The following is an 18,616-nucleotide window of genomic DNA, read 5'->3' on the forward strand; positions in this document are numbered from 1 at the left end:
GAACCCAGCAGGCGGATCTCATATGAGAGACTCGCCAAGCCTTTTGGATGTTCCCGGCTTACCGCGTCTCCGGCATCCGCGCCGTTCCATCCAGCACGCCCATGATCTTGCGCATCAGGCCGGGCGCGATCGCCGACAGCGGATTGACGCTGACGACAGGCGCTGAAAGCGCCCCCGCCACGCGGTAGTTCAGCGCAAAAATCCCCTCGTTCTGCCCGCCGGTGATGACGAGATTGAGCACCGGAATATTGGAGAGCAGGCTGTTCAGCGCATAGGCCGGCACGTAAGAGCCGGAAAGGTCGAGCCGGTCGCGCGGGAAGTCGATGAAGCCGTCGAAGGTGAGGCCGATCTCGGGGCCGGACATCACCCCCTCGCGCACCGACAGGCGCCCGCCGCTCCATGTGAAATTGGATTGCAGCCGGCCAACGCGCACAAGATCCGGATCGAAGCGCAGATTGCCGCGGTCGTCGGCGCGCGCCGTCCCGCCCTGCGCCATGAGCTGACGCATCGTCGGCTCGCCTTTGACGAAGAAATCACGGATGCGGATGGCGCCGTCGGCGCGGTTCTGGCCGAGCGCGACATTGGCGTTCAGGACGCCGTTCTCCATCTTGCGGTAGAGATCGAGGAAGGCCAGGAAGGAGCCCGCGTCATTCGTCGAAATGTCGAGCTCCTGCGCGCCGTTTTGACCGCGCGTCATCGCGACGGCAAGGTCCTCGCGGCCGAAATTGCCCGTGAGCGCCACGGTGCGCGGGCGCCCGCCACGCGATTCATATTCGAAGACGACGCCCGACAGAATTTGCTTCCCGTGGCCGGTGACGATCGGCAGTTTGACGTCGACGCTGACGTCGTCGCCGGCGTTCCGCTGGCTTCCGGAGGGCTTGTCGGCGCCGCCGCTCCCCGAGCGAATGAGCGAGGCGAGCATCGGCCGCGCGTCGAAATTCGCGCCGCGCACGACAATCTTCGTCGCCTCCCCGCCGCGCGAGACATCGACTTTCATGTCGTCGCCGGTGGAGAGCCGCACCGGAGCGAGCCGGGCGCTGCGGAAGCCGCCTTCTTTGGCGAGTTCGATCACGCCCTGCGCCTGCATGGGGTTGGCGTCGAAGCTGAACTGATCGAGCGCAATGGACTCGCCGCGCTTCACCGCGAGAAAGGTGGCTTTGGCGGCCTTGCCGACCGGCTTCGCGACGCCGGGAATGGGATTGTCGAAGCTGGCGCGCGTCAGGTCGAGTTCGACATGGGCGTTGAGGTCGTCGGCGACAGGAAGCTGCGTTTTCACGATCGCCGAGACCGGCCCGCTCACCCCCGCGACGGCATAGCCCGCCCGTTGCCGCGCGGCGTCGTCGAAGGTCAGGGTCAATTGCGCTTGCGCCGGCCCCTTTTCGCCGAAGCCGCGCCTGAGTTCGAGCGTCGCCGGCGCGCCATAGAGCCGCCCCGTCCCATTGACGCGCAGGCCGCTGCGATCGGAGAGCACATGTAAGGCCGCGCCCTCGAGCCGCTCCTTGCCGATGAGTTTCTCGACGACGAGATTGGTCGTGTTCGCGTCGACGCCAAAGGTAGTGCGGTCCCCGCGCGCCGTGTCGCCGATTTCGAAATCGACCCTGACGCGGCCGTCGATCTGCCCTTTGAGCGTTGCGCCGTCGACGGGAACGGTCGCATGCGCCGCGACGATGGGCATGGAGAGAATATCGGCGGCGGCTTCGATGTTGCCCGCAACCTTGAGATCGAGCACGGCGGGAGTCGGCAGCAGCGCATTATCGGCGACGGAGAAACGCCCCTCGGAGAGAGTGAGGCGATGTCCCGGAGCGGTCTCCATCATGCCGGATGTCGCATCGAAGGCGGAGGTCCGGCCGGTGACGCGGAGCTTCCCGGCGACGCCGGTCATCGGCGCCAAGCCTGGCAAGACGTCGATCAATGTGCAATTCGCGACGTCGCCGACGATCTCAAGGGACTTCTCCGGCGGCGGACGCTCGTAGCGCATGGCGGTAATCGCGTCGTCGTCGAAGTCGCCGGTGGCATGCGCATGTTTCACCACGCCGACAGGAATGTGGTCGATAAACCACGCGCGCACGGGCGCCGCGACATGGGTCGGCCAAAGCCGCATGAGGGCGCGCGCCTCGACGTCGTCGACGTCGAGCGTGTAGATCACGCGCGGCGCCCCGCGATAGGTCGCCGCAACGCTCGCGGACGCGTGCAAGTCCGGGCCGGAGACAGCCAAGCGGTCGAGCAGCAAGCGCCCCTGGCCGTGCATCAGGCGCGCCTGGAGCGCGGCCTCCTCTATAAGGACGCTTTTCTCCCCGGCGCGATCCGGCGCGATTTGAGAGGGCTTCACCAGTTTGGCGTTGATCAGCCAGGCGTCGGCCCCCGGATCGGCGCCGGGAGGAAGCTCCGCCGGCGCCTCGGCCGATCCGGCAAGGGCCAGATCGAAACCGCCGGCCTTGAGTTCGAAGGGCGCGACGACGAGCTTGCGCTCGCGTCGGCTCCAGCGGGCCTGGGCCGCAATGCGCTGGACCATGACCGGCTCATAGTCGGGCTCCTCTAAACGGAAGAAGCCCTTGCCGATCTCCAGGCCGCCGGTCGCTTCGAGCACGATGCCGTCGGGCGAGAGCGAGAAGCTCAGATCGACGCCGAGGGGCGAGTCCGTGTCGAAATGAAGATTGCGGGCGCCCGCCACCAAAGAGATTTCGTCGATCGTGATGTTGCGCAGCTTGGCCACGAGGGCGCGGTTGCGACCCGGCGCGCCTTTCGCCGCCGCCGTCACGCTCCAGCGCTGTGACGGTCCCGTCGCGGCCAGGCTGAACCGCATGCTGCCCTGAGCCTTTGCGAGGCTCAGCGAAACATCCTTGTATTGGATCGTGCGGTCGATGGTGCGGTCGTCGATGGTCAGCCGCCCATGCAGCACGCCGAGCTTGTCGAAGCCGCCGATCGGGCTGTCCGGGCTTATCGCGAGATCCATCAGGGCGCGCAGGGCGCCGGCGGCGGATTTCAGCAGGGCCACGCGTTCGACCGGCGCCGGCGCGTCCGGATTTGGCTGGAGCGGTGAATCATTGGGGCTTTGCGGGACCCCAGGCGGTGGAGCGACCCTGGCCGTCGCCACGGGGTCTCCGCCTGCCGAAACCGCGATGGCGCCGTCCGCCTGGACGGAAAGACGCACGTCGAGGTCGAGCGCCTCCAAGCGGCGGGGCTGGAGACGGCCGAGCAAGATCGACGGCCAATCGAGGGAGAGCTCGGCGCGCGGCGCCGCGAGAATGGCCCGGTCGCCTGATTTTACGACGAGCCCGTCGACGGTCAGGGTCGGACCATGGTCCGAGTTGGCCAGGGAGACGCCCGCGAGCTGGAAGGCGAACTGCCCCGCGAAGCGTTCGTCCAGCGCGGCGACGATGCGCGGCGCGAGCCAGCCAAAGTCGATCGGCCCATGCGACAGCGCCAGGAAGAAGGCGCCGATGGCGAGACAGACGAGCGCCAATCCGCCGAGCCCGCAGGAGGCCCCGGTCCGAACCGCCCGCGGGACGCGCACGCGCCGGCGCCGTTTCGGCGGCCGCCGTGGGACGGCCGGCCGATCGCCGCGATGCTCGCGCCCTGTCTGGTCGCTCAAATACCCTCGCTTCGCCCTGTCATTTCGACGCGCCGAAAAATGGCGCGTCCCCTCGAGATGCGCACTTGCCCGACCGGCGCCGTCTCTGCATTGTCCAACCGGATTCTAAATGCGCTTGCGACGAAAGGAAGGCGCAATGGCGACGAAAGCGTCGACGACGAAACCTGCGGCGGCTAAATCCACAGAGAAAAAGCCGGCGGAGAAGGCCACAACCGCCAAAGCGACGGCTGCAAAGCCCGCCAAGGAGGCGCCGGCGCCGAAGACGGCCCCGGCTCCAGCGGCCTCTCTTATGCAACTGAAAGAAGGCGATTCGGCGCCCGTCTTCACGCTGCCCGGCGCTGGCGGCGAGACGCTGTCGCTCGCGGCGCTGTCGGGCAAGAAGATCGTTCTCTACTTCTATCCCAAGGACGACACCTCCGGCTGCACCAAGGAGGCGATCGAGTTCAATGCGCTGCGCGACAAATTCGCCAAGGCCGGCGCGGTTATTGTCGGGATGTCGCCAGACTCGGCCAAAAGCCACGACAAATTCCGAACCAAATATGAGCTCGCCTTCCCGCTCGCGGCCGACGAGACCAAGGAGACGCTCTCCGCCTATGGCGTCTGGGTCGAGAAGAGCATGTACGGCCGGAAATATATGGGCGTCGAACGCTCGACCTTCCTCATCGGCGCGGATGGCAAGATCGCGAAAATCTGGCGCAAGGTGAAAGTGCCGGGCCACGCCGAGGCGGTGCTGGCGGCGGCGCAGGGGCTGTAGGCCCGTCCCTAGATCGGGGACGACCTAAGGGCCCCCTCCCCAACCCTCCCCCGCTTCGCGGGAGAGGGAGCAGATGGCGGCCTTCATCAGCAATGTCGATCGTGAGCGTCCCCTCTCCCGCGAAGCGGGCTATCGAATGCACACATCGTGATTGCCTCGGTGGGGTCTGTTTGATTCCGTGGGTCGCGTATTGATTCGCGGGGTGGGGCATGGCGATTTCGTATGGACTGGGGCGGTTCGGCGACCGCCGCCTGGAAAAAGGGGGGTCTCGTTGCATCGGGGCCTCGTCGCGCGGCCGTGCGCGCGCATCCGTCGGATCGCCGGCGGGCGGCGGGCGCAGGAGGTGCGGCTCGCGCGCTTCCTGCGCAATCCTGCAGTGACAGCCGAGGAGATGGCGCGGCACGCCGCCGGGCTCACAGCGGCGCGGGCGGCGGGTCGCGACATAGTGGTGGCGCAGGACACCAGCGAGCTGGCGCTCGGCGGCAAGCGCGCGCAGGCGAACGGCTATGGGCCGGTCGGCAAGGGCGGCGGGACGCGCGGCCTTTTGCTGCACGCGGCCCTGGCGCTCGACGCCGGCACGGGCGCGCTGCTCGGCCTCGCTCATGCCGAGGTCTGGAACCGCGACACGGGGGCCAAGGTCGCGGCGCGGCGCTCGCGCGCGCTCGCGGACAAGGAATCGCAGCGCTGGCTCGATGTGGCGGCGCATGCGCGCGAGGATTTCGCGGCGGCGAAGCGGATCACTGTCGTCTCGGATCGGGAGAGCGACATCTACGCGCATCTCGCGCAGCGTCCGGGCGGCGTGGAGCTGATTGTGCGCGCCTGCCAGAACCGGACGATCGCCGCAGACGGCGAGGATGCGATCGAGCTTTTGTTCCCCTTCGCCGACGGATTGGCCGAGGCGGGCCGCTTCGTCGCCGAGATCCCGGCGGCTCCGGGACGCAAGGCGCGCAAGGCGGCGCTCGCGGTCCGCGTCTCGCCGGTCACTTTGCGCAAGCCGCGCCACGGCGCGCGCGACTTGCCGGACGCGGTCGGCGTGACTTTGGTCGACGTGCGCGAGGTCGGGGCCGCGGAGGGCGTCGCGCCCATTCATTGGCGGCTTCTCACGACCCATGCGGCGACGAGCCTGGCCGAGGCGCGCCGGGTGATCGACCTCTATCGAATGCGCTGGACCATCGAGGAATTCTTCCGCACGCTGAAGACGGCGGGCTTCGAGATCGAGCAGGCCGACATCTGCGATCCGAAAGTGATGATCAAGCTGGTGGCGGCGACGGCGGTCGCCGCGGTGACGGTCATGCAACTGGTCAAGGCGCGCGACGGCGCGACCGACCAGTTGCTGACGGACGCTTTCGAGCCCGAGGACGAAGCGCTGCTCGAGGCCGTCTCGGCGAAGCTCGAGGGCGCGACGGCCCGCCAGAAGAACCCCCACCGCAAAGGCAGCCTCGCCTTCGCCGCCTGGGTCGTCGCCAGGCTCGGCGGCTGGACCGCCTATTACGGAAAGCCCGGCCCCAAAGTAATGCGCCAGGGCCTCGACGACTTTCGACGAATAAAGTTCGGAGCCGCGCTGACCTTCTACGATGTGTGAATCCGATAGCGCGAAGCGGGGGAGGGACAGGGGGGGGCCTGCCAAAAATCGCGAGACCCGATCGTCAGTTATGCTCATGCTCCGCGCCCGCCGGCGCGGCGTCGGTCGGCGCGGCGCCGGTGGCCTTTTTGGCGATGATTTTCCCCATATCGTCCGCGCCCTTCTTCGCCGCGGCGAGGTCCGGCTTCACCGCCAGCGCAGCCTCATAGTCCGCCTTGGCGCGCTCGAAATCCTTTTTGGCGCGCCAGGCGTTGGCGCGGTCGAGGAGCGCGATGGCGTTCTTGGCGTCGGCTTTCACAGCCGCGTCGAAATCGGCGAGCGCCTTGTCGTATTCGGCCTTCGCGTAATAGCAGCCGCCGCGCCCGATCAGAGCGGCGACGAGCTTGGGATCGCGTTTCAGCGCCTCGGAATAATCGGCGATCGCGTGGTCGTGGTCGCCCTTGGCATGATAGTAATTGGCGCGCGCCGCGAGCGGGGCCGGGGATTTTTTGTCGAGCTTGAGCGCTTCTTCGATGTCGGCAAGCGCCTTATCCACCTCCCCTTTCACGCGCCAGGCCGACGCGCGGGCCAAGAAGGCGGCGGCGTTTTTCTTGTCCTTCTCGATGGCTTTGCCATAATCGGCGATGGCCGCGTCGAGGTCGCCCTTTGCGTGCTCTGCGGCGCCGCGCGCAAACAGGACGACGGCGGAAGCCTCGACCTCCAGCGCCTTGCCATAGTCTTCGATCGCATGGGCATAATCGCCCTTCGCCTGATAGGCGCCGGCGCGGTTCACATAGGCGGCAAGCTGATTTTTCTTCGGTTCCTTGGCGATCTCGGCGATGACCTGCGTGCAGCCCGCGATGCGCTCGTCGGGATTGGTCGACTTACAGAGCTTCCAGCCCGGATTTAGCGCGGGCGGAGCCGCAAACGCTTGGGAGCCTGTCAGAAGGCCGGCGGCAAGCGCGAAGGCCGCCGCGGCGCGCGCGGCGCTGAAAGAATAAGAAAACATGTCCCGGATTGGCTCCGTCGGTCTAGAGTGTGCTTAATCCTACCGCACTGGTGGCCTTCTGCAACCAGCAAATCTCGGCTGTTTGCGCTAATCGCGCGGGCGGCTAGGCTAGCGACGATTTCGAATCGAATTTTGCCGCCGGAGGAGTAATGATCGTTTCGACGACCAATGACATCGCAGGCTATCGCATCGTCCGGCATCTCGGGCTCGTCCGCGGCGTCACCGTGCGCTCGCGTTCGGTGGTCGGAAATTTCTTCGGGGGCATCCAGACTATTTTCGGCGGCAAGCTTTCCGTCTATGTGAATCTGGCGGAAGCAACCCGGCAGGAGGCCTTCGACCATATGTGCGCGCATGCGGCCGACGCGGGCGCCAACGCCATCGTTGGGATGCGCTACGACGCCAATGAAATCATGGACGGCGTGACCGAGGTCCTCGCCTATGGCACGGCTGTGATCGTCGAACGCGCATAAACCGCGAAAATGCTTCTTCCTTCCAGCGAAACTGAGTAAACTGGCGCTCGATGAGCCTTCTAACCACTACCGACGAACTCGCAGCCGTCTGCGACCGCTTTTCGCGTCACCCCTTCGTGACTGTCGACACAGAGTTTCTGCGCGAGACGACCTTCTGGCCGAAAGTCTGCGTCATCCAAATCGCTTCGCCCGAGGAGGCCGTCGCCATCGACGCGCTTGCCGACAGCGTCGACCTCTCGCCCTTCTTCGAGTTGATGGCGAACCCCGAGGTCGTCAAAGTGTTCCATGCCGCGCGGCAGGACCTCGAGATTATCTGGCGGCTCGCGCGCCTCATTCCGGCGCCGCTGTTCGACACCCAGGTCGCCGCCATGGTTTGCGGCTTTGGCGAGCAGGCCTCCTACCTCGAGCTGGTCAAGGCGATCACCCGGGCCAATCTCGACAAATCCTCGCGCTTCACCGATTGGTCGCGCCGGCCGCTCTCGGCCGCGCAGATCGAATATGCGATCGCCGACGTCACCCATCTGCGCGACATCTACCTCTCGCTGCGGGCCCGGCTCGAACGCTCGAACCGGCTCGACTGGCTCGCCGACGAGATGCAGACGCTCACCTCGCCCGCGACCTATGAGCAGCATCCCGAGAACGCCTGGGAGCGTCTGCGTCACCGCGCCCGCAAGCCGCGCGATCTCGCCGTGCTGATGGAGCTCGCCGCCTGGCGCGAGTCCGAGGCGCAGAGCCGCGACGTGCCGCGCTCGCGCGTCCTCAAGGACGACATGCTGATCGAGATCGCGCAATCGGCCCCACGCAGCCCCGAGGCGCTCGCCAATCTGCGCTCCTTCCCCAAGGGGATGGAGCGTTCGCGCGCCGGCGCCGACATCGTCGCCGCCGTCGAACGCGGCCTCGCCCGCGATCCTGCGAGCGTTCCGCGCATCGAGCGCGAGCGGCGCGGCTCGAACGGCGCGACGGTCGAGCTGCTGAAGGTTCTGCTGCGCCAGGTGACGGAGCAGACCGGCGTCGCCGCCAAAATGATCGCCACGGTCGAAGACCTCGAGGCGATCGCCGCTGACGACCGCGCCGACGTGCAGGCGCTGAAGGGCTGGCGGCGGGCCATTTTCGGCGAAAAGGCGCTGGAGCTGAAAAGCGGCCGACTCGCGCTCGCCATCGAGAACGGCAGGGTCGTCACCTTCGATTGGCAGGACGCCGGCGAAGCCCCCGCGCAGGCGGAAGCCTCGGCCGAAACGCGCGAAGAAGCTTCCGCCTCGGGCTGACATCCCAGCCTCTCGCCCTAACTAGCCATTGCGCGCCGGGGGCAAGCCTCTCGGCGTCTGAGCGAAGCCGGCCGTGCGCTTTCGGCGCGCGCCGCGCTTGGTCGCGTTTGGGCCGTGCGCTCTGTCGCCAGCACTGGAGGGAAGCGCCGTGAAGCAGGGAAACCTTCGCATTATGGCGCTCGCCGGCGTCGGGCTGGCCGCTTCCGCCACGCTCGCCAGGGCGGAAGCGCTTGCCGCTCTGACCTTATCCCCTGGCCAGGCGCTCAACCTCGACGTCGGCGGCACGCATATCGCCGGCTATTTCATCGATCGCGGAAATCAGTGCGCCTTGGTCCTGACCGTCGTCGGCGCGGGGGATCTGCAGCAGGCAAACGTCTCCCATGTCGAGATGACAGTGGGCGGCGGCGGCGTCGCGCGGCTCCAATCCGACCCCGAGTCCAGCCTCTCCTTTTCCTGCGACAATGGGGCGCAGCGGATGCGCGTCTGGAAAAACGACGGCCTTTCAGGGGCCGGGAGCGTCGAATGAGGCGGTTTCGGCAGGGCAATTTCTAGGCAGATCAATAGAATTTTTCTATCATAAAGACCCACACATGCTTGTCTCTACGGGGCTTTTGCATTTCTTGAGCATAATCGGGATTTGCCTAGCGGGAGGCGCTGGACCCGAAAGCCGCGCGATTGTCGCCACTTTGCCATCACATTATAGAACAAAGCAATATGCGATTTTTATTGCATTGCGGTATTGAAATGCTGCGGCGCAGTGATACCTTTGCCTCAGCGAAGGAGACAGCGGGTTTGACACATTGTCGTCCGCGTTTTGGAGAGGTCGAGCCTAGCCCTTCGCTGCTCTGGTTCATAGAAGAAAGGAATAGATCATGAAAACACGGAATATCGCACTGACGCTCGGCGGCGTTCTGGCCCTGGCGGCTGCGACGCCCGTGTCGGCGGCGGACGCCTGGTCGGAGACCAAGATGAAGCCGCTGATGGCGGCCAGTCTGGACGCCGGCGGCGCCCATGTCGTGAGCTATTTCCAGCCGGCCAATGGCGCCTGCCGTCTGACCATGATGATTGCGGACCGAGAGATGGAGACCAAGGGCGGCGCGCCGACCCGCGTGCAGCTCACCGTGGAGCCGGGCCGCGCCGCCTATGTGGATGACGCCGACGGCAAATCCTCGCGCTTCACCTGCCTCTACGGCGCCGAGGCAATGAACGTCATCCGCGTCGATCGGGTCGCGCTCTCGGCTGAGCGCTGATCCGCCACACTCACACTGGCGGCGGCGCGGCCTCGATTCCGAGCTTGGCCGCGACGCCCGGGGAGGATTTCACGACATCCTCCAGAGTATAGCGGTCGAGCACGGAAAACAGCGCGCCCAGGGATTCGTTGAAGACGCGCTGCAGGCCGCAGAGACCGAAAATGACGCAGCCATTCTGCGCCGCGCCGAGACAGTGCGCATCGGCGAAATCGCTCTCGAACTGGCGCAACAGCCCCCCGATCGTGAGTTCGGCCGGCGAAGCGGCGAGGCGCAGCCCGCCGCTTCGGCCGCGAGTCGCCGTCACCAGATTTAAGCGAACGAGCTCCAGCGCCACCTTACGAAGATGGTGCTCCGAGGCGCCGAAAGCGGACGCAATTTGCGCGATCGTGGCGCCATCCTCACCAGCAACTGCTAGAAAAATCAGCGTCTTGAATGAAAGGTCGCTGTGCGTTGTCAACCGCATCTGTGGTCCCATTGCAAGGTTCGTGGATCCCGTCTACAAAAAGAAGCATCAAAAATACTTCTTTAGGGAGGGAAGCCCGATGTCCAGCCTCTATGAACGTCTCGGCGGCGAAGCAGCCGTCAACGCCGCTGTCGAACTCTTCTATCGCAAGGTTCTCGCCGATGGGCGCATCGCGCGCTTTTTCGACGGCGTGGATATGGAAAATCAGATCGCCAAGCAGAAGTCCTTTCTGACAATGGCCTTCGGCGGCCCCAATAGCTACACCGGCCTCGACATGCGCAACGCCCACAAGCGCCTCGTCGCCAAGGGCCTCAACGATTCCCATGTCGACGCCGTGATCGAGAATCTGGACAGCACGCTGCGCACGCTCGGCGTTCCCGAAAAGGAAGTTAGGGAGGTCGCCGCTATCGCCAATTCCGTACGCGACGACGTGCTCTGCCGGTGACGGGCGCCCCGTCTCTTTCATTCCAGGATCGCCCGGTGACTTTGTCGCCGGGCGAGACTGTCCTCGAGGCGCTGCTTCGGGCCGGCGTCGAGACGCCGCATTCCTGCCGCGCCGGCCAGTGCCAATGCTGCATGCTGCGCGCGATCAAGGGCGCGCCGCCGGAAGAATCGCAACGGGGCCTGACAGAGGCGCAAAAGGCGCTGGGCTTCTTCCTGCCCTGCATCTGCCGCCCGACCGCTCCGTTGAAGATCGTCCCGCCGGACGACGCCGGCGCGCCGCAAGAGGCGACGATCCGCGCGATCGAGCCGCTCTCGGAAGACGTCGTGCGGCTCCGGATCGAGACGGCGAATTTCGCCTACCGGCCCGGGCAATTTCTGGAGCTGATCGCCGAGCCTGGCCTCAGCCGTCATTACTCGCTCGCGAGTTGCCCGGAGGAAGACCCGTTCCTCGAAATGCATGTCCGCCTGCATCCGAACGGCCGCATGAGCCGGCGTCTTTCCGCCGATCTTCGCGCGGGCGATAGGCTCCATATCGCCGGCCCGCGCGGGACGTGCTTTTACGAGGGCGTCGCCGCGGATCAGCCTTTGACGCTCATCGGCGCGGGGACGGGCCTCGCGCCGCTTTATGGCGTGCTGCGCGATGCGCTGCGGCAAGGCCATCGCGGGCCGATCCGGCTTTACCATGGCGCCCGGGACAGCAAGGGGCTCTATTTGACGGACGAACTCCAGGCGTTCGCGCGCGCCCGTGATTTCGCTTACATCCCCGCGACCTTGGACACGGGCGGCGACGTGGCGGCGCTGGCGCTCGCGGCCGAAGCCTCGCGCGCGGCGCATACGGCCTTCTTCCTGTGCGGCGGCGAGAACCTCGTGAAGCGGCTCAAGCGCGACCTCTTCATGGCGGGCGCGAGCATGAAAGCGATACGGTCGGACGCCTTCACGCCGGCGGGTTAGACGCCTTCACCACGGCCGAGCGCCCGCACGAGGCGCCGCGTCGACCGTCGGGGCGGCGCGCGTCTCCGGCGGTTTCAGGAAATCACGCGCGGCGCCGCGGGATTTCGCGACGCCTTGCGGGTAGCCGCTGCGATCGCGGTAAGAGCGCTGTGCGCCGCGGCTTCGGCTCTCGTTGCTCTTCACCCACATCGCCCCGACGATATCCAATAGGGTGACGCCCAAGACCGCGGACATGGCGAGGCCCAGATTGCCTTGCTTCGAGCTACGCGGCTTGAGCGCCATCAAGGTTGCTATGTCGAGGACGTCTCCCGCGACCCGGCTTTGCAGGCCCGCGCCCTTGTCCGCGGATAAGGACATCATCCCCGCGCCGATCTCGCGTGCGCCGTAGGCGCGCAGCAGCGTCTCCTTGCCCCGCAAGCCCATCATCCGCGTCAAGATCCGAGGCGCCAACAGCTCGGCCACTCCAAGGCCGATGCTGAACCAGCCGAGCGCACGCGCAAGACGGTCCGACCCCGAGAGTGAACTCGGGCCGGTGCTGAGAACCCTTGGATCGCCCTTGGACCGCATGATGTTCGAGAGATTTGCGACGAAGGTCATAACCGCCTCCCCTCTCAGGGCCTCAAAACGACTTTGATGCAACTGTCCTGCTTGTTGCGGAACAGCTTGTACATGTCGGGCCCCTCATCGAGCGAGGCGGTGTGGGTGACGACGAAGGACGGATCGATCTGACCTTCCTCGATGCGGCGCAAGAGATCGTCGGTCCAGCGGTTCACATGGGTCTGACCGGTGCGGATGGTGAGGCCCTTGTTCATCGCGAGGCCCATCGGAATCTTGTCGATCAGACCGCTATAGACGCCGGGAATCGAGATTATCCCCGCCGGCCGGCAGACATAGATCATCTCCCGGAGCACATGCGGGCGGTCGTTTTCGAGCCCAACCATTTGCTTGGCGCGATCGACCAGCGTGTCGGGCTGCGACCAGCCGACATGGCTTTCGAGACCGACGGCGTCGATGCATTTTTCAGGGCCCTTGCCGTCGGTGAGTTCCTGCAGGCGCTCGATGACGCTCTCGTCCTCGAAGTTGATCGTGACCGCGCCGCCGGCCTCCGCCATCTCCAGACGCTCCGGCAAATAGTCGATGGCGACAACCTGCTTTGCGCCCAGCAGAATAGCGCTGCGGATCGCCATCTGCCCGACCGGACCGCAGCCCCAGATCGCAACCGTATCGGTCGGCTCGATGTCGCATTGAACGGCGGCCTGCCAGCCGGTGGGGAGAATGTCGCCGAGGAAAAGAACCTGCTCGTCGCTGAGCCCTTCCGGCGCCTTGATGTGCGTTTTGTCGGCATAAGGCACGCGCACATATTCCGCCTGCCCGCCTGGATAGCCGCCGGTCAGATGCGTGTAGCCGAACAAGCCCGCCGTGGCGTGGCCGTAGACCTTATCGGCGAGCTGCTTGTTACGGTTCGTCGTCTCGCAGACCGAATAATTGCCCCGCTTACACTGCTCGCATTCGCCGCAAATGATGGTGAAAGGCACGACGATGCGATCGCCTTTCTTGAGGCTGCCGTTCATGCCCGAGCCGACCTCGACCACTTCGCCCATCATCTCGTGCCCCATGATGTCGCCTGGGAGCATCGCCGGGATGAAATTGTGGAAGAGGTGAAGGTCGGAGCCGCATATGGCGCAGCTCGTCACTTTGACGATCGCGTCGCGCGGGTCCTCGATCTCGGGGTCGGAGACGCTGTCGCAGCGAATGTCTTCCTTGCCGTGCCAAACGAGGGCTCTCATGCGGCGCTCTCCCCATTCCAGCGGCGCAGCCTCGCACGGGCGTACGCAGCTTCCGGAACGGCTGGGGCGAGCCTTGGTTCCGCCGAGAGCGATGCGCGGAACAACGCTTGGCGATGCTGACGCGATTTCCGCTTGAACAGCTCGCATTGGGGAATGTCATTCCCGGCGGGCTGAAAGCCCGACCGGGAATCCAGAGCCGCAAAAGCGCCGGTTCTGCTCTGGATTCCCGATCGCTCGCTGCGCGAGCGTCGGGAATGACAGCGAACCGATGACAAGGTGGCGTTGACGCCCCTCGTGCTTCGAGACGGCTGCTGCGCAGCCTCCTCAGCATGAGGGGCTTCTGAATTCGCGCAAAACACTTAGGCCTCATCCTGAGGAGCGAGCGAAGCTCGCGTCTCGAAGGACGAGGCCGCCTCGGAGGTTTGGTAACTTGAGGCTAAGCCTCGATCTCGATCTGCGCATCAACTCCGGCAAGCCGGCCAAGCGTCTTCAGCCGGCTGAGCACTCGGTCGCTTGTAAGATCGGCGAAGTCGCGCGGAAGCGTCAGAACGAGCGCATCCTTGCGAATGAGAATCTTCGTGCGCGGCAGGACGCCCGGCATCGAGGCCGAGAGCAGATAGGCCGCCCGCATCGCCGCGCCGAGCACGCGGGCGCGCACGAAGAGACGGGTCGTCAGCAGGCTGCGCACGGCGCCGATGCCCTCCCCTGCCTCCGTTCCCTCATGGCGCATCACGATCGCAAGCGAGAGATAGGCGCGGCCCGGATGATCGACGGACACGAAGGGGCCGTGCGTGACGATGTTCATGGCGCGCTGCGCGCGATATTCTGGATGGGCGCGCCAAGCGATGTCGGAGAGAAGGCAGGCGGCGTGGCGCAGGCGCTTCTCCTCCGGCGTTTCGTCTATGTCGCTCGAGGCCATCAGCGCATCGGTCCAGACGATCAGCTCGTCGCCATAGCCCGGCGCGCGCGCAAACAGCGTCTCCAGCTCGCGGGAAGCCGAAATCAGCGGATCGATCTTGCGCTCGGCCTCGGAGAGCCGCTCGAACAGCATGCCCTCACGCACGCCCGCCGCCGAGATGACGATCTCGCGCGGCTTGGCGCGGCGAATGATTTCGTCGAGCACGATCGCGCCATAGGCGAGAAGCGGCCGGCGCGCAGCGGAGACGATGTTGATGTCCTCGATCGCCGTGCTGTCGACATGCTCGACCAGCGCGGCGAAATCCGACGCCTCGCTGGTCTGGATGCGATAATTGTGCATGACGCCCAGCGGATAGTTTCGCTGGCGCATATGGAGCTTGGCGAGCGAGCGCCAGGTGCCGCCGACCGCATAGAAGGCGCGGCCCTTGAGATGCTCCAGAGGCTTCGCCTCGGCGATCGCCTTGCGGGCGATCCGCGTCGCATCGCGCGGATTGCGGCGGGAGGCGTCCATCAGAGCGAGGCCGCCGAGCGGCAGAGTGACACCCTTGCCGAGCTGGTCGCCCGTCACGTCGATCAGCTCCAGCGAGCCGCCGCCGAGATCGCCGACAACGCCGTCCGGCTCATGCACCGACGACACGACGCCGAGCGCCGACAGCTCGGCCTCGCGCTTGCCCGACAGCAGCGAGATTTCGCGGCCGATCACATCGCGCGCCGCGGCGATGAAGGCCGGGCCGTTCTCGGCGTCGCGGGCCGCCGCCGTGGCGATGACCTCTATGTCCAGCACACCCATCGTCTCGCAAAGCGCGCGATAGCGGCGCAACGCCTTCAGCGCTTTCTCCACGCCCTCCTCCGGCAGCCGTCCGGTGGTGACGACGCCCTTGCCGAGGCCACACATGGCCTTTTCGTTGAAGATCGGCGTCGGCGCGCGCGCGAGCCCCTGATAGGACACGAGACGAACGGAGTTGGAGCCGATATCGACGATGGCGACAGGCCGCGTCGAGCTTGGCGCCGGCTGCGCGATGCGCTGCGGCCGAAGAATGCCCTTAAACATCTTGCTTGCGCTTCAGAAGCGAACGCGGGCGCCAATCTTTGAGCGATTTGCCGCGGCCCGAAAGACTCGGATGGGTCATGAAATATTGATGCGCATTGAAGTGCTCCTCGCCCTCCCCCGGGCAGATGCGCTGCGAAGAGCCGTCGGGGAGAACGCGGTAGCTTTGCTCATTGTCCATGAGATTGGCGAGCATGATCTGATCGAGCAATTGCTGATGCACCGTGGGATTGGTGATGGGCAAGAGAACCTCGACGCGGCGGTCGAGATTGCGCGGCATGAGATCGGCCGAGGAGATATAGACATGCGCGCGCGGGTGCGGCAACGGATGGCCGCCGCCGAAAGCGTAGACGCGCGCATGTTCGAGAAAGCGCCCGACGATCGATTTCACGCGGATGTTCTCCGACAGGCCCGGAACGCCCGGCCGCAGGCAGCAGATGCCGCGCACCACGCAATCGATCGAGACGCCGGCCTTGGAGGCCATATAGAGCGCGTCGATGATCTCGGGATCGACGAGAGCGTTGCATTTCAGCCAGATCGCGCCGGACTTTCCAGCTTTCACGAACTCGACCTCCTGCTCGATATGTTCGAGCAGGCGCTTTTTGAGCGAGATCGGCGAGACCGCCATGCGCTCTAGGCCGGCGGGCTCCGCATAGCCGGTGATGTAATTGAAGATGCGCGAGACGTCGCGGCCGATCACCGGATCGGCGGTGAAGACCGAGATGTCCGTATAAATGCGGGCCGTCACCGGATGATAATTGCCCGTGCCGATATGGCAGTAAGTGGCAAGCCCGGCGCCCTCGCGCCGCACAACCATCGACAGCTTGCCATGCGTCTTCAGCTCGATGAAGCCGAAGACCACTTGCGCGCCGGCGCGCTCCAGATCGCGCGCCCAACGGATATTGGCTTCCTCGTCGAAGCGCGCCTTCAATTCGACCAGCGCCGTGACGGACTTGCCGGCCTCCGCCGCCTCGGCAAGCGCGCGCACGATCGGGCTGTTGTTCGAGGTGCGGTAGAGCGTCTGCTTGATGGCGATGACGTTAGGGTCGCGCGCCGCCTGCTGCAGAAATTGGATGACGACGTCGAAGGACTCATAGGGATGATGGACCGCGAGGTCCTTCTGCTTGATGGCGAGGAAGCAATCCCCGCCATTGTCGCGCACCCGCTCCGGAAAGCGCGGATTATAGGGCTTGAACTTCAAATCCGGCCTGTCGAGCGCGACAAGCTCGGAGAGATCGTTCAGCGCCAGCATGCCGTCGATCTCGAAGGTCTCGCCCTCCTGCACGTCCAGCTCGTCGGCGACGAGGGCGCGCAGCGACTCGGGCATGTCGGCGGCGACTTCGAGACGAATCACCGAACCTCTGCGCCGGCGCTTCAGCGCGGTCTCGAAGAAGAGGACCAGATCCTCCGCCTCTTCCTCGACTTCGAGGTCGCTGTCACGAATGACGCGGAAGAGCCCCTGCCCGCGCGGCAGATAGCCCGGGAAGAGCCGTTGCGCGTTCATCCCGATCAGCGCTTCGAGCTGCATGAAACGCGCACGCGCGCCGCCCTGGTTGGGCAGGCGCACGAATCGCTCGATCTTCGGCGGCAGACGCACCAGCGCCTGCAATGTCTTGCGGTCGCCCGGCCGCACCAGCTCCAGCGCCAGAGTGAAGCCGAGATTGGGAATGAAGGGGAAAGGATGCGCCGGATCGACGGCGAGCGGGGTCAGCACGGGGAAGATGCGGCTGAGGAAATAGTCTTCCAGCCATTCACGGTCGGCTTTGGAAACGTCGGCGGGCTCGACGATGACGATGCCGACTTCCTCGATCTCGCGACGCAGCTCGCGCCAGCGCCGCAGTTGCTCATTCGTCAGCAGCACCGCGCGCTCGTTGATCTTGGCGAGCTGCTCGGAAGGGCTCAGCCCGTCCTGCGAGACGGCGGTAAGGCCGGAGCGAATCTGGCTGCGCAGACCCGCGACGCGGACCATGAAGAATTCGTCGAGATTATTTGCGGAGATGGACAGGAAGCGCACCTGCTCGAGCAGCGGATGACTCTTGTTGGAGGCTTCTTCCAGAACGCGGCGGTTGAATTCCAGCCAGGACAGCTCGCGATTGATGAAGCGTCGCGGCGAGAGGGCGAGTTCTTCCGGGCGTTCCAGAATCTCGTCGGCCCTGTCCATCACCTCGATGGTCGCGGCCTCGATGGCCGTGGAGGCCCGCTCGCTCGTCTCTCGCATATTGGCTGTCATGCCGCTTTCCTGATCTTTTCTGTCTTATGCCACAATCGCGCCGCCGGCGGCAGGGCGAAAGCGCCGCATGGGGAAGGACTGCGCTCGTCGCCGCCTGCGCGCCTGAAGGCGCGCGGTCCGAGATGCGTCCCCCTGGACCGCGCGCCTTCAGGCGCGCTTCTTGGCGATCGACCGCTCACTCATCCCCATTGGCGGACGCTGCGAATGCCTCCATAACCTGAGCAGCAAGCGCGCGTGTGACAGGCCGGCGCTGGGCCAGCGCTTCGCGATCCAGCGCGGCGACGAAGGCGCGGGCCGAATCGAGCGAGCGTTCGAGACGAAGCGCGGCGTAGGCCAACGCTGGCGGCTCGACGAGAAGCTGGCGGTCGCGGAACAGCTTTTCCAGCACCGCGCGCATCAGATCGTCGTCCGGCGCGCCGATCTGCGCCATCGGCGCACGGCGCAGCCGCGACAGGAGATCCGGCAGCCGCACCTCGGCGGCCGTCGGCGCGCGCCGCGCCGCCATCAGCACGAAAACCCGGTGCTCCACGGCGAAATTCAGCAAATGAAAAAGCGCCGTCTCGTCGGTGATGCGGTCGATCTCGTCGATGGCGATCGCCTGCGGGGCGGCGGCGACGAGCGCCTCCAGAGAGGGCAGCGCCCCGCCTTGCGCGCGCAACGCCGAGGCGCGCTCGGCCCAAATCGCAAGGAGGTGGCTCTTGCCGCTGCCGGGAGGCCCGATGAGCGTCAGAATGCGATCCGGCCAATCGGGCCAGCGCTCGACCATGGCGAGCGCCGCCTCATTCGACGGCGCAGCAAGGAAGTCTTCGCGCCCGAGGCGCGGCGCGAGCGGAAGCTCCAGAGGCAGTTGCGCCGGTCCCCCGTCGCCCATGGG

At 65.8% G+C, this 18,616-nt stretch carries 16 protein-coding genes; 8 read left to right on the top strand and 8 right to left on the bottom strand.

Annotated elements, in window-relative coordinates; translation table 11 throughout:
- Positions 1–58 precede the first annotated feature (58 nt).
- On the bottom strand, positions 59–3,592 hold the full coding sequence (locus QNA11_RS06450; protein WP_283482375.1) for an AsmA-like C-terminal region-containing protein: 3,534 nt from the start codon (positions 3,590–3,592) through the stop codon (positions 59–61).
- A 289-nt stretch (positions 3,593–3,881) separates the two neighbouring features.
- Here QNA11_RS06450 and QNA11_RS06455 point away from each other — a divergent pair, with 289 nt between their 5' ends.
- A complete protein-coding gene (locus tag QNA11_RS06455; RefSeq protein WP_283484168.1) occupies positions 3,882–4,346 on the top strand; it encodes a peroxiredoxin in 465 nt (154 codons plus the stop codon).
- A gap of 271 nt (positions 4,347–4,617) precedes the next feature.
- Complete coding sequence (locus QNA11_RS06460) at positions 4,618–5,928, top strand: IS4 family transposase (protein ID WP_283482376.1); 1,311 nt, start codon at positions 4,618–4,620, stop codon at positions 5,926–5,928.
- A 64-nt stretch (positions 5,929–5,992) separates the two neighbouring features.
- Here the strand turns inward: QNA11_RS06460 and QNA11_RS06465 are convergent, their stop codons facing one another.
- A complete protein-coding gene (locus tag QNA11_RS06465) occupies positions 5,993–6,916 on the bottom strand; it encodes a tetratricopeptide repeat protein (RefSeq protein ID WP_283482377.1) in 924 nt (307 codons plus the stop codon).
- A gap of 149 nt (positions 6,917–7,065) precedes the next feature.
- Here QNA11_RS06465 and QNA11_RS06470 point away from each other — a divergent pair, with 149 nt between their 5' ends.
- The 4 genes from QNA11_RS06470 (at position 7,066) to QNA11_RS06485 (ending at position 9,901) form a co-directional block, all read left to right on the top strand.
- Positions 7,066–7,386, top strand: coding sequence for a YbjQ family protein (locus QNA11_RS06470; RefSeq protein WP_202072796.1), 321 nt, complete (start codon positions 7,066–7,068; stop codon positions 7,384–7,386).
- Between the two features lie 50 nt (positions 7,387–7,436).
- Positions 7,437–8,651, top strand: coding sequence for a ribonuclease D (rnd, locus tag QNA11_RS06475; RefSeq protein ID WP_202072795.1), 1,215 nt, complete (start codon positions 7,437–7,439; stop codon positions 8,649–8,651).
- A 148-nt stretch (positions 8,652–8,799) separates the two neighbouring features.
- Positions 8,800–9,177 (top strand): hypothetical protein, encoded by a 378-nt coding sequence (locus tag QNA11_RS06480; RefSeq protein ID WP_283482378.1) that lies wholly within the window; start codon positions 8,800–8,802, stop codon positions 9,175–9,177.
- A 346-nt stretch (positions 9,178–9,523) separates the two neighbouring features.
- A complete protein-coding gene (locus QNA11_RS06485) occupies positions 9,524–9,901 on the top strand; it encodes a hypothetical protein (protein WP_283482379.1) in 378 nt (125 codons plus the stop codon).
- A gap of 10 nt (positions 9,902–9,911) precedes the next feature.
- Here QNA11_RS06485 and QNA11_RS06490 read toward each other — a convergent pair whose 3' ends face one another.
- Complete coding sequence (locus QNA11_RS06490; protein ID WP_283482380.1) at positions 9,912–10,376, bottom strand: RrF2 family transcriptional regulator; 465 nt, start codon at positions 10,374–10,376, stop codon at positions 9,912–9,914.
- A gap of 67 nt (positions 10,377–10,443) precedes the next feature.
- On the opposite strand from QNA11_RS06490, the gene QNA11_RS06495 reads away from it, so the two are divergent.
- Positions 10,444–10,809, top strand: coding sequence for a group I truncated hemoglobin (locus tag QNA11_RS06495; protein WP_202072792.1), 366 nt, complete (start codon positions 10,444–10,446; stop codon positions 10,807–10,809).
- Entirely contained in the window at positions 10,806–11,759 is a 954-nt protein-coding gene (locus QNA11_RS06500) for a 2Fe-2S iron-sulfur cluster-binding protein (protein ID WP_283482381.1), read from the top strand. The genes QNA11_RS06495 and QNA11_RS06500 overlap by 4 nt, the downstream gene beginning before the upstream one ends.
- Before the next feature lie 6 nt (positions 11,760–11,765).
- Here the strand turns inward: QNA11_RS06500 and QNA11_RS06505 are convergent, their stop codons facing one another.
- The 5 genes from QNA11_RS06505 to QNA11_RS06525 all read right to left on the bottom strand — a co-directional run bounded on the left by QNA11_RS06505 (position 11,766) and on the right by QNA11_RS06525 (position 18,613).
- Complete coding sequence (locus QNA11_RS06505) at positions 11,766–12,356, bottom strand: hypothetical protein (protein ID WP_283482382.1); 591 nt, start codon at positions 12,354–12,356, stop codon at positions 11,766–11,768.
- A gap of 14 nt (positions 12,357–12,370) precedes the next feature.
- Complete coding sequence (locus QNA11_RS06510) at positions 12,371–13,546, bottom strand: zinc-dependent alcohol dehydrogenase (RefSeq protein ID WP_283482383.1); 1,176 nt, start codon at positions 13,544–13,546, stop codon at positions 12,371–12,373.
- A 436-nt stretch (positions 13,547–13,982) separates the two neighbouring features.
- A complete protein-coding gene (gene ppx / locus QNA11_RS06515; RefSeq protein WP_283482384.1) occupies positions 13,983–15,515 on the bottom strand; it encodes an exopolyphosphatase in 1,533 nt (510 codons plus the stop codon).
- Positions 15,508–17,742 (bottom strand): RNA degradosome polyphosphate kinase, encoded by a 2,235-nt coding sequence (locus QNA11_RS06520; RefSeq protein WP_202072787.1) that lies wholly within the window; start codon positions 17,740–17,742, stop codon positions 15,508–15,510. Before QNA11_RS06520 ends, ppx begins: the two co-directional genes overlap by 8 nt.
- A gap of 175 nt (positions 17,743–17,917) precedes the next feature.
- Positions 17,918–18,613: a P-loop NTPase family protein gene (locus QNA11_RS06525; protein WP_283482385.1), complete on the bottom strand. Its 696-nt coding sequence runs from the start codon at positions 18,611–18,613 to the stop codon at positions 17,918–17,920.
- Positions 18,614–18,616 lie beyond the last annotated feature (3 nt).

The organism is Methylocystis sp. JR02 (genome assembly GCF_030063565.1).
Lineage (GTDB): Bacteria > Pseudomonadota > Alphaproteobacteria > Rhizobiales > Beijerinckiaceae > Methylocystis > Methylocystis iwaonis.

Bases quoted from the DNA above. Each gene is read 5' to 3' on its own strand.
- QNA11_RS06520 (WP_202072787.1), bottom strand. From the start codon at position 17,742: ATGACAGCCAATATGCGAGAGACGAGCGAGCGGGCCTCCACGGCCATC.
- QNA11_RS06470 (WP_202072796.1), top strand. From the start codon at position 7,066: ATGATCGTTTCGACGACCAATGACATCGCAGGCTATCGCATCGTCCGG.
- QNA11_RS06525 (WP_283482385.1), bottom strand. From the start codon at position 18,613: ATGGGCGACGGGGGACCGGCGCAACTGCCTCTGGAGCTTCCGCTCGCG.
- QNA11_RS06485 (WP_283482379.1), top strand. From the start codon at position 9,524: ATGAAAACACGGAATATCGCACTGACGCTCGGCGGCGTTCTGGCCCTG.
- QNA11_RS06510 (WP_283482383.1), bottom strand. From the start codon at position 13,546: ATGAGAGCCCTCGTTTGGCACGGCAAGGAAGACATTCGCTGCGACAGC.
- QNA11_RS06495 (WP_202072792.1), top strand. From the start codon at position 10,444: ATGTCCAGCCTCTATGAACGTCTCGGCGGCGAAGCAGCCGTCAACGCC.
- rnd (WP_202072795.1), top strand. From the start codon at position 7,437: ATGAGCCTTCTAACCACTACCGACGAACTCGCAGCCGTCTGCGACCGC.
- ppx (WP_283482384.1), bottom strand. From the start codon at position 15,515: ATGTTTAAGGGCATTCTTCGGCCGCAGCGCATCGCGCAGCCGGCGCCA.
- QNA11_RS06455 (WP_283484168.1), top strand. From the start codon at position 3,882: ATGCAACTGAAAGAAGGCGATTCGGCGCCCGTCTTCACGCTGCCCGGC.
- QNA11_RS06490 (WP_283482380.1), bottom strand. From the start codon at position 10,376: ATGGGACCACAGATGCGGTTGACAACGCACAGCGACCTTTCATTCAAG.
- QNA11_RS06505 (WP_283482382.1), bottom strand. From the start codon at position 12,356: ATGACCTTCGTCGCAAATCTCTCGAACATCATGCGGTCCAAGGGCGAT.
- QNA11_RS06465 (WP_283482377.1), bottom strand. From the start codon at position 6,916: ATGTTTTCTTATTCTTTCAGCGCCGCGCGCGCCGCGGCGGCCTTCGCG.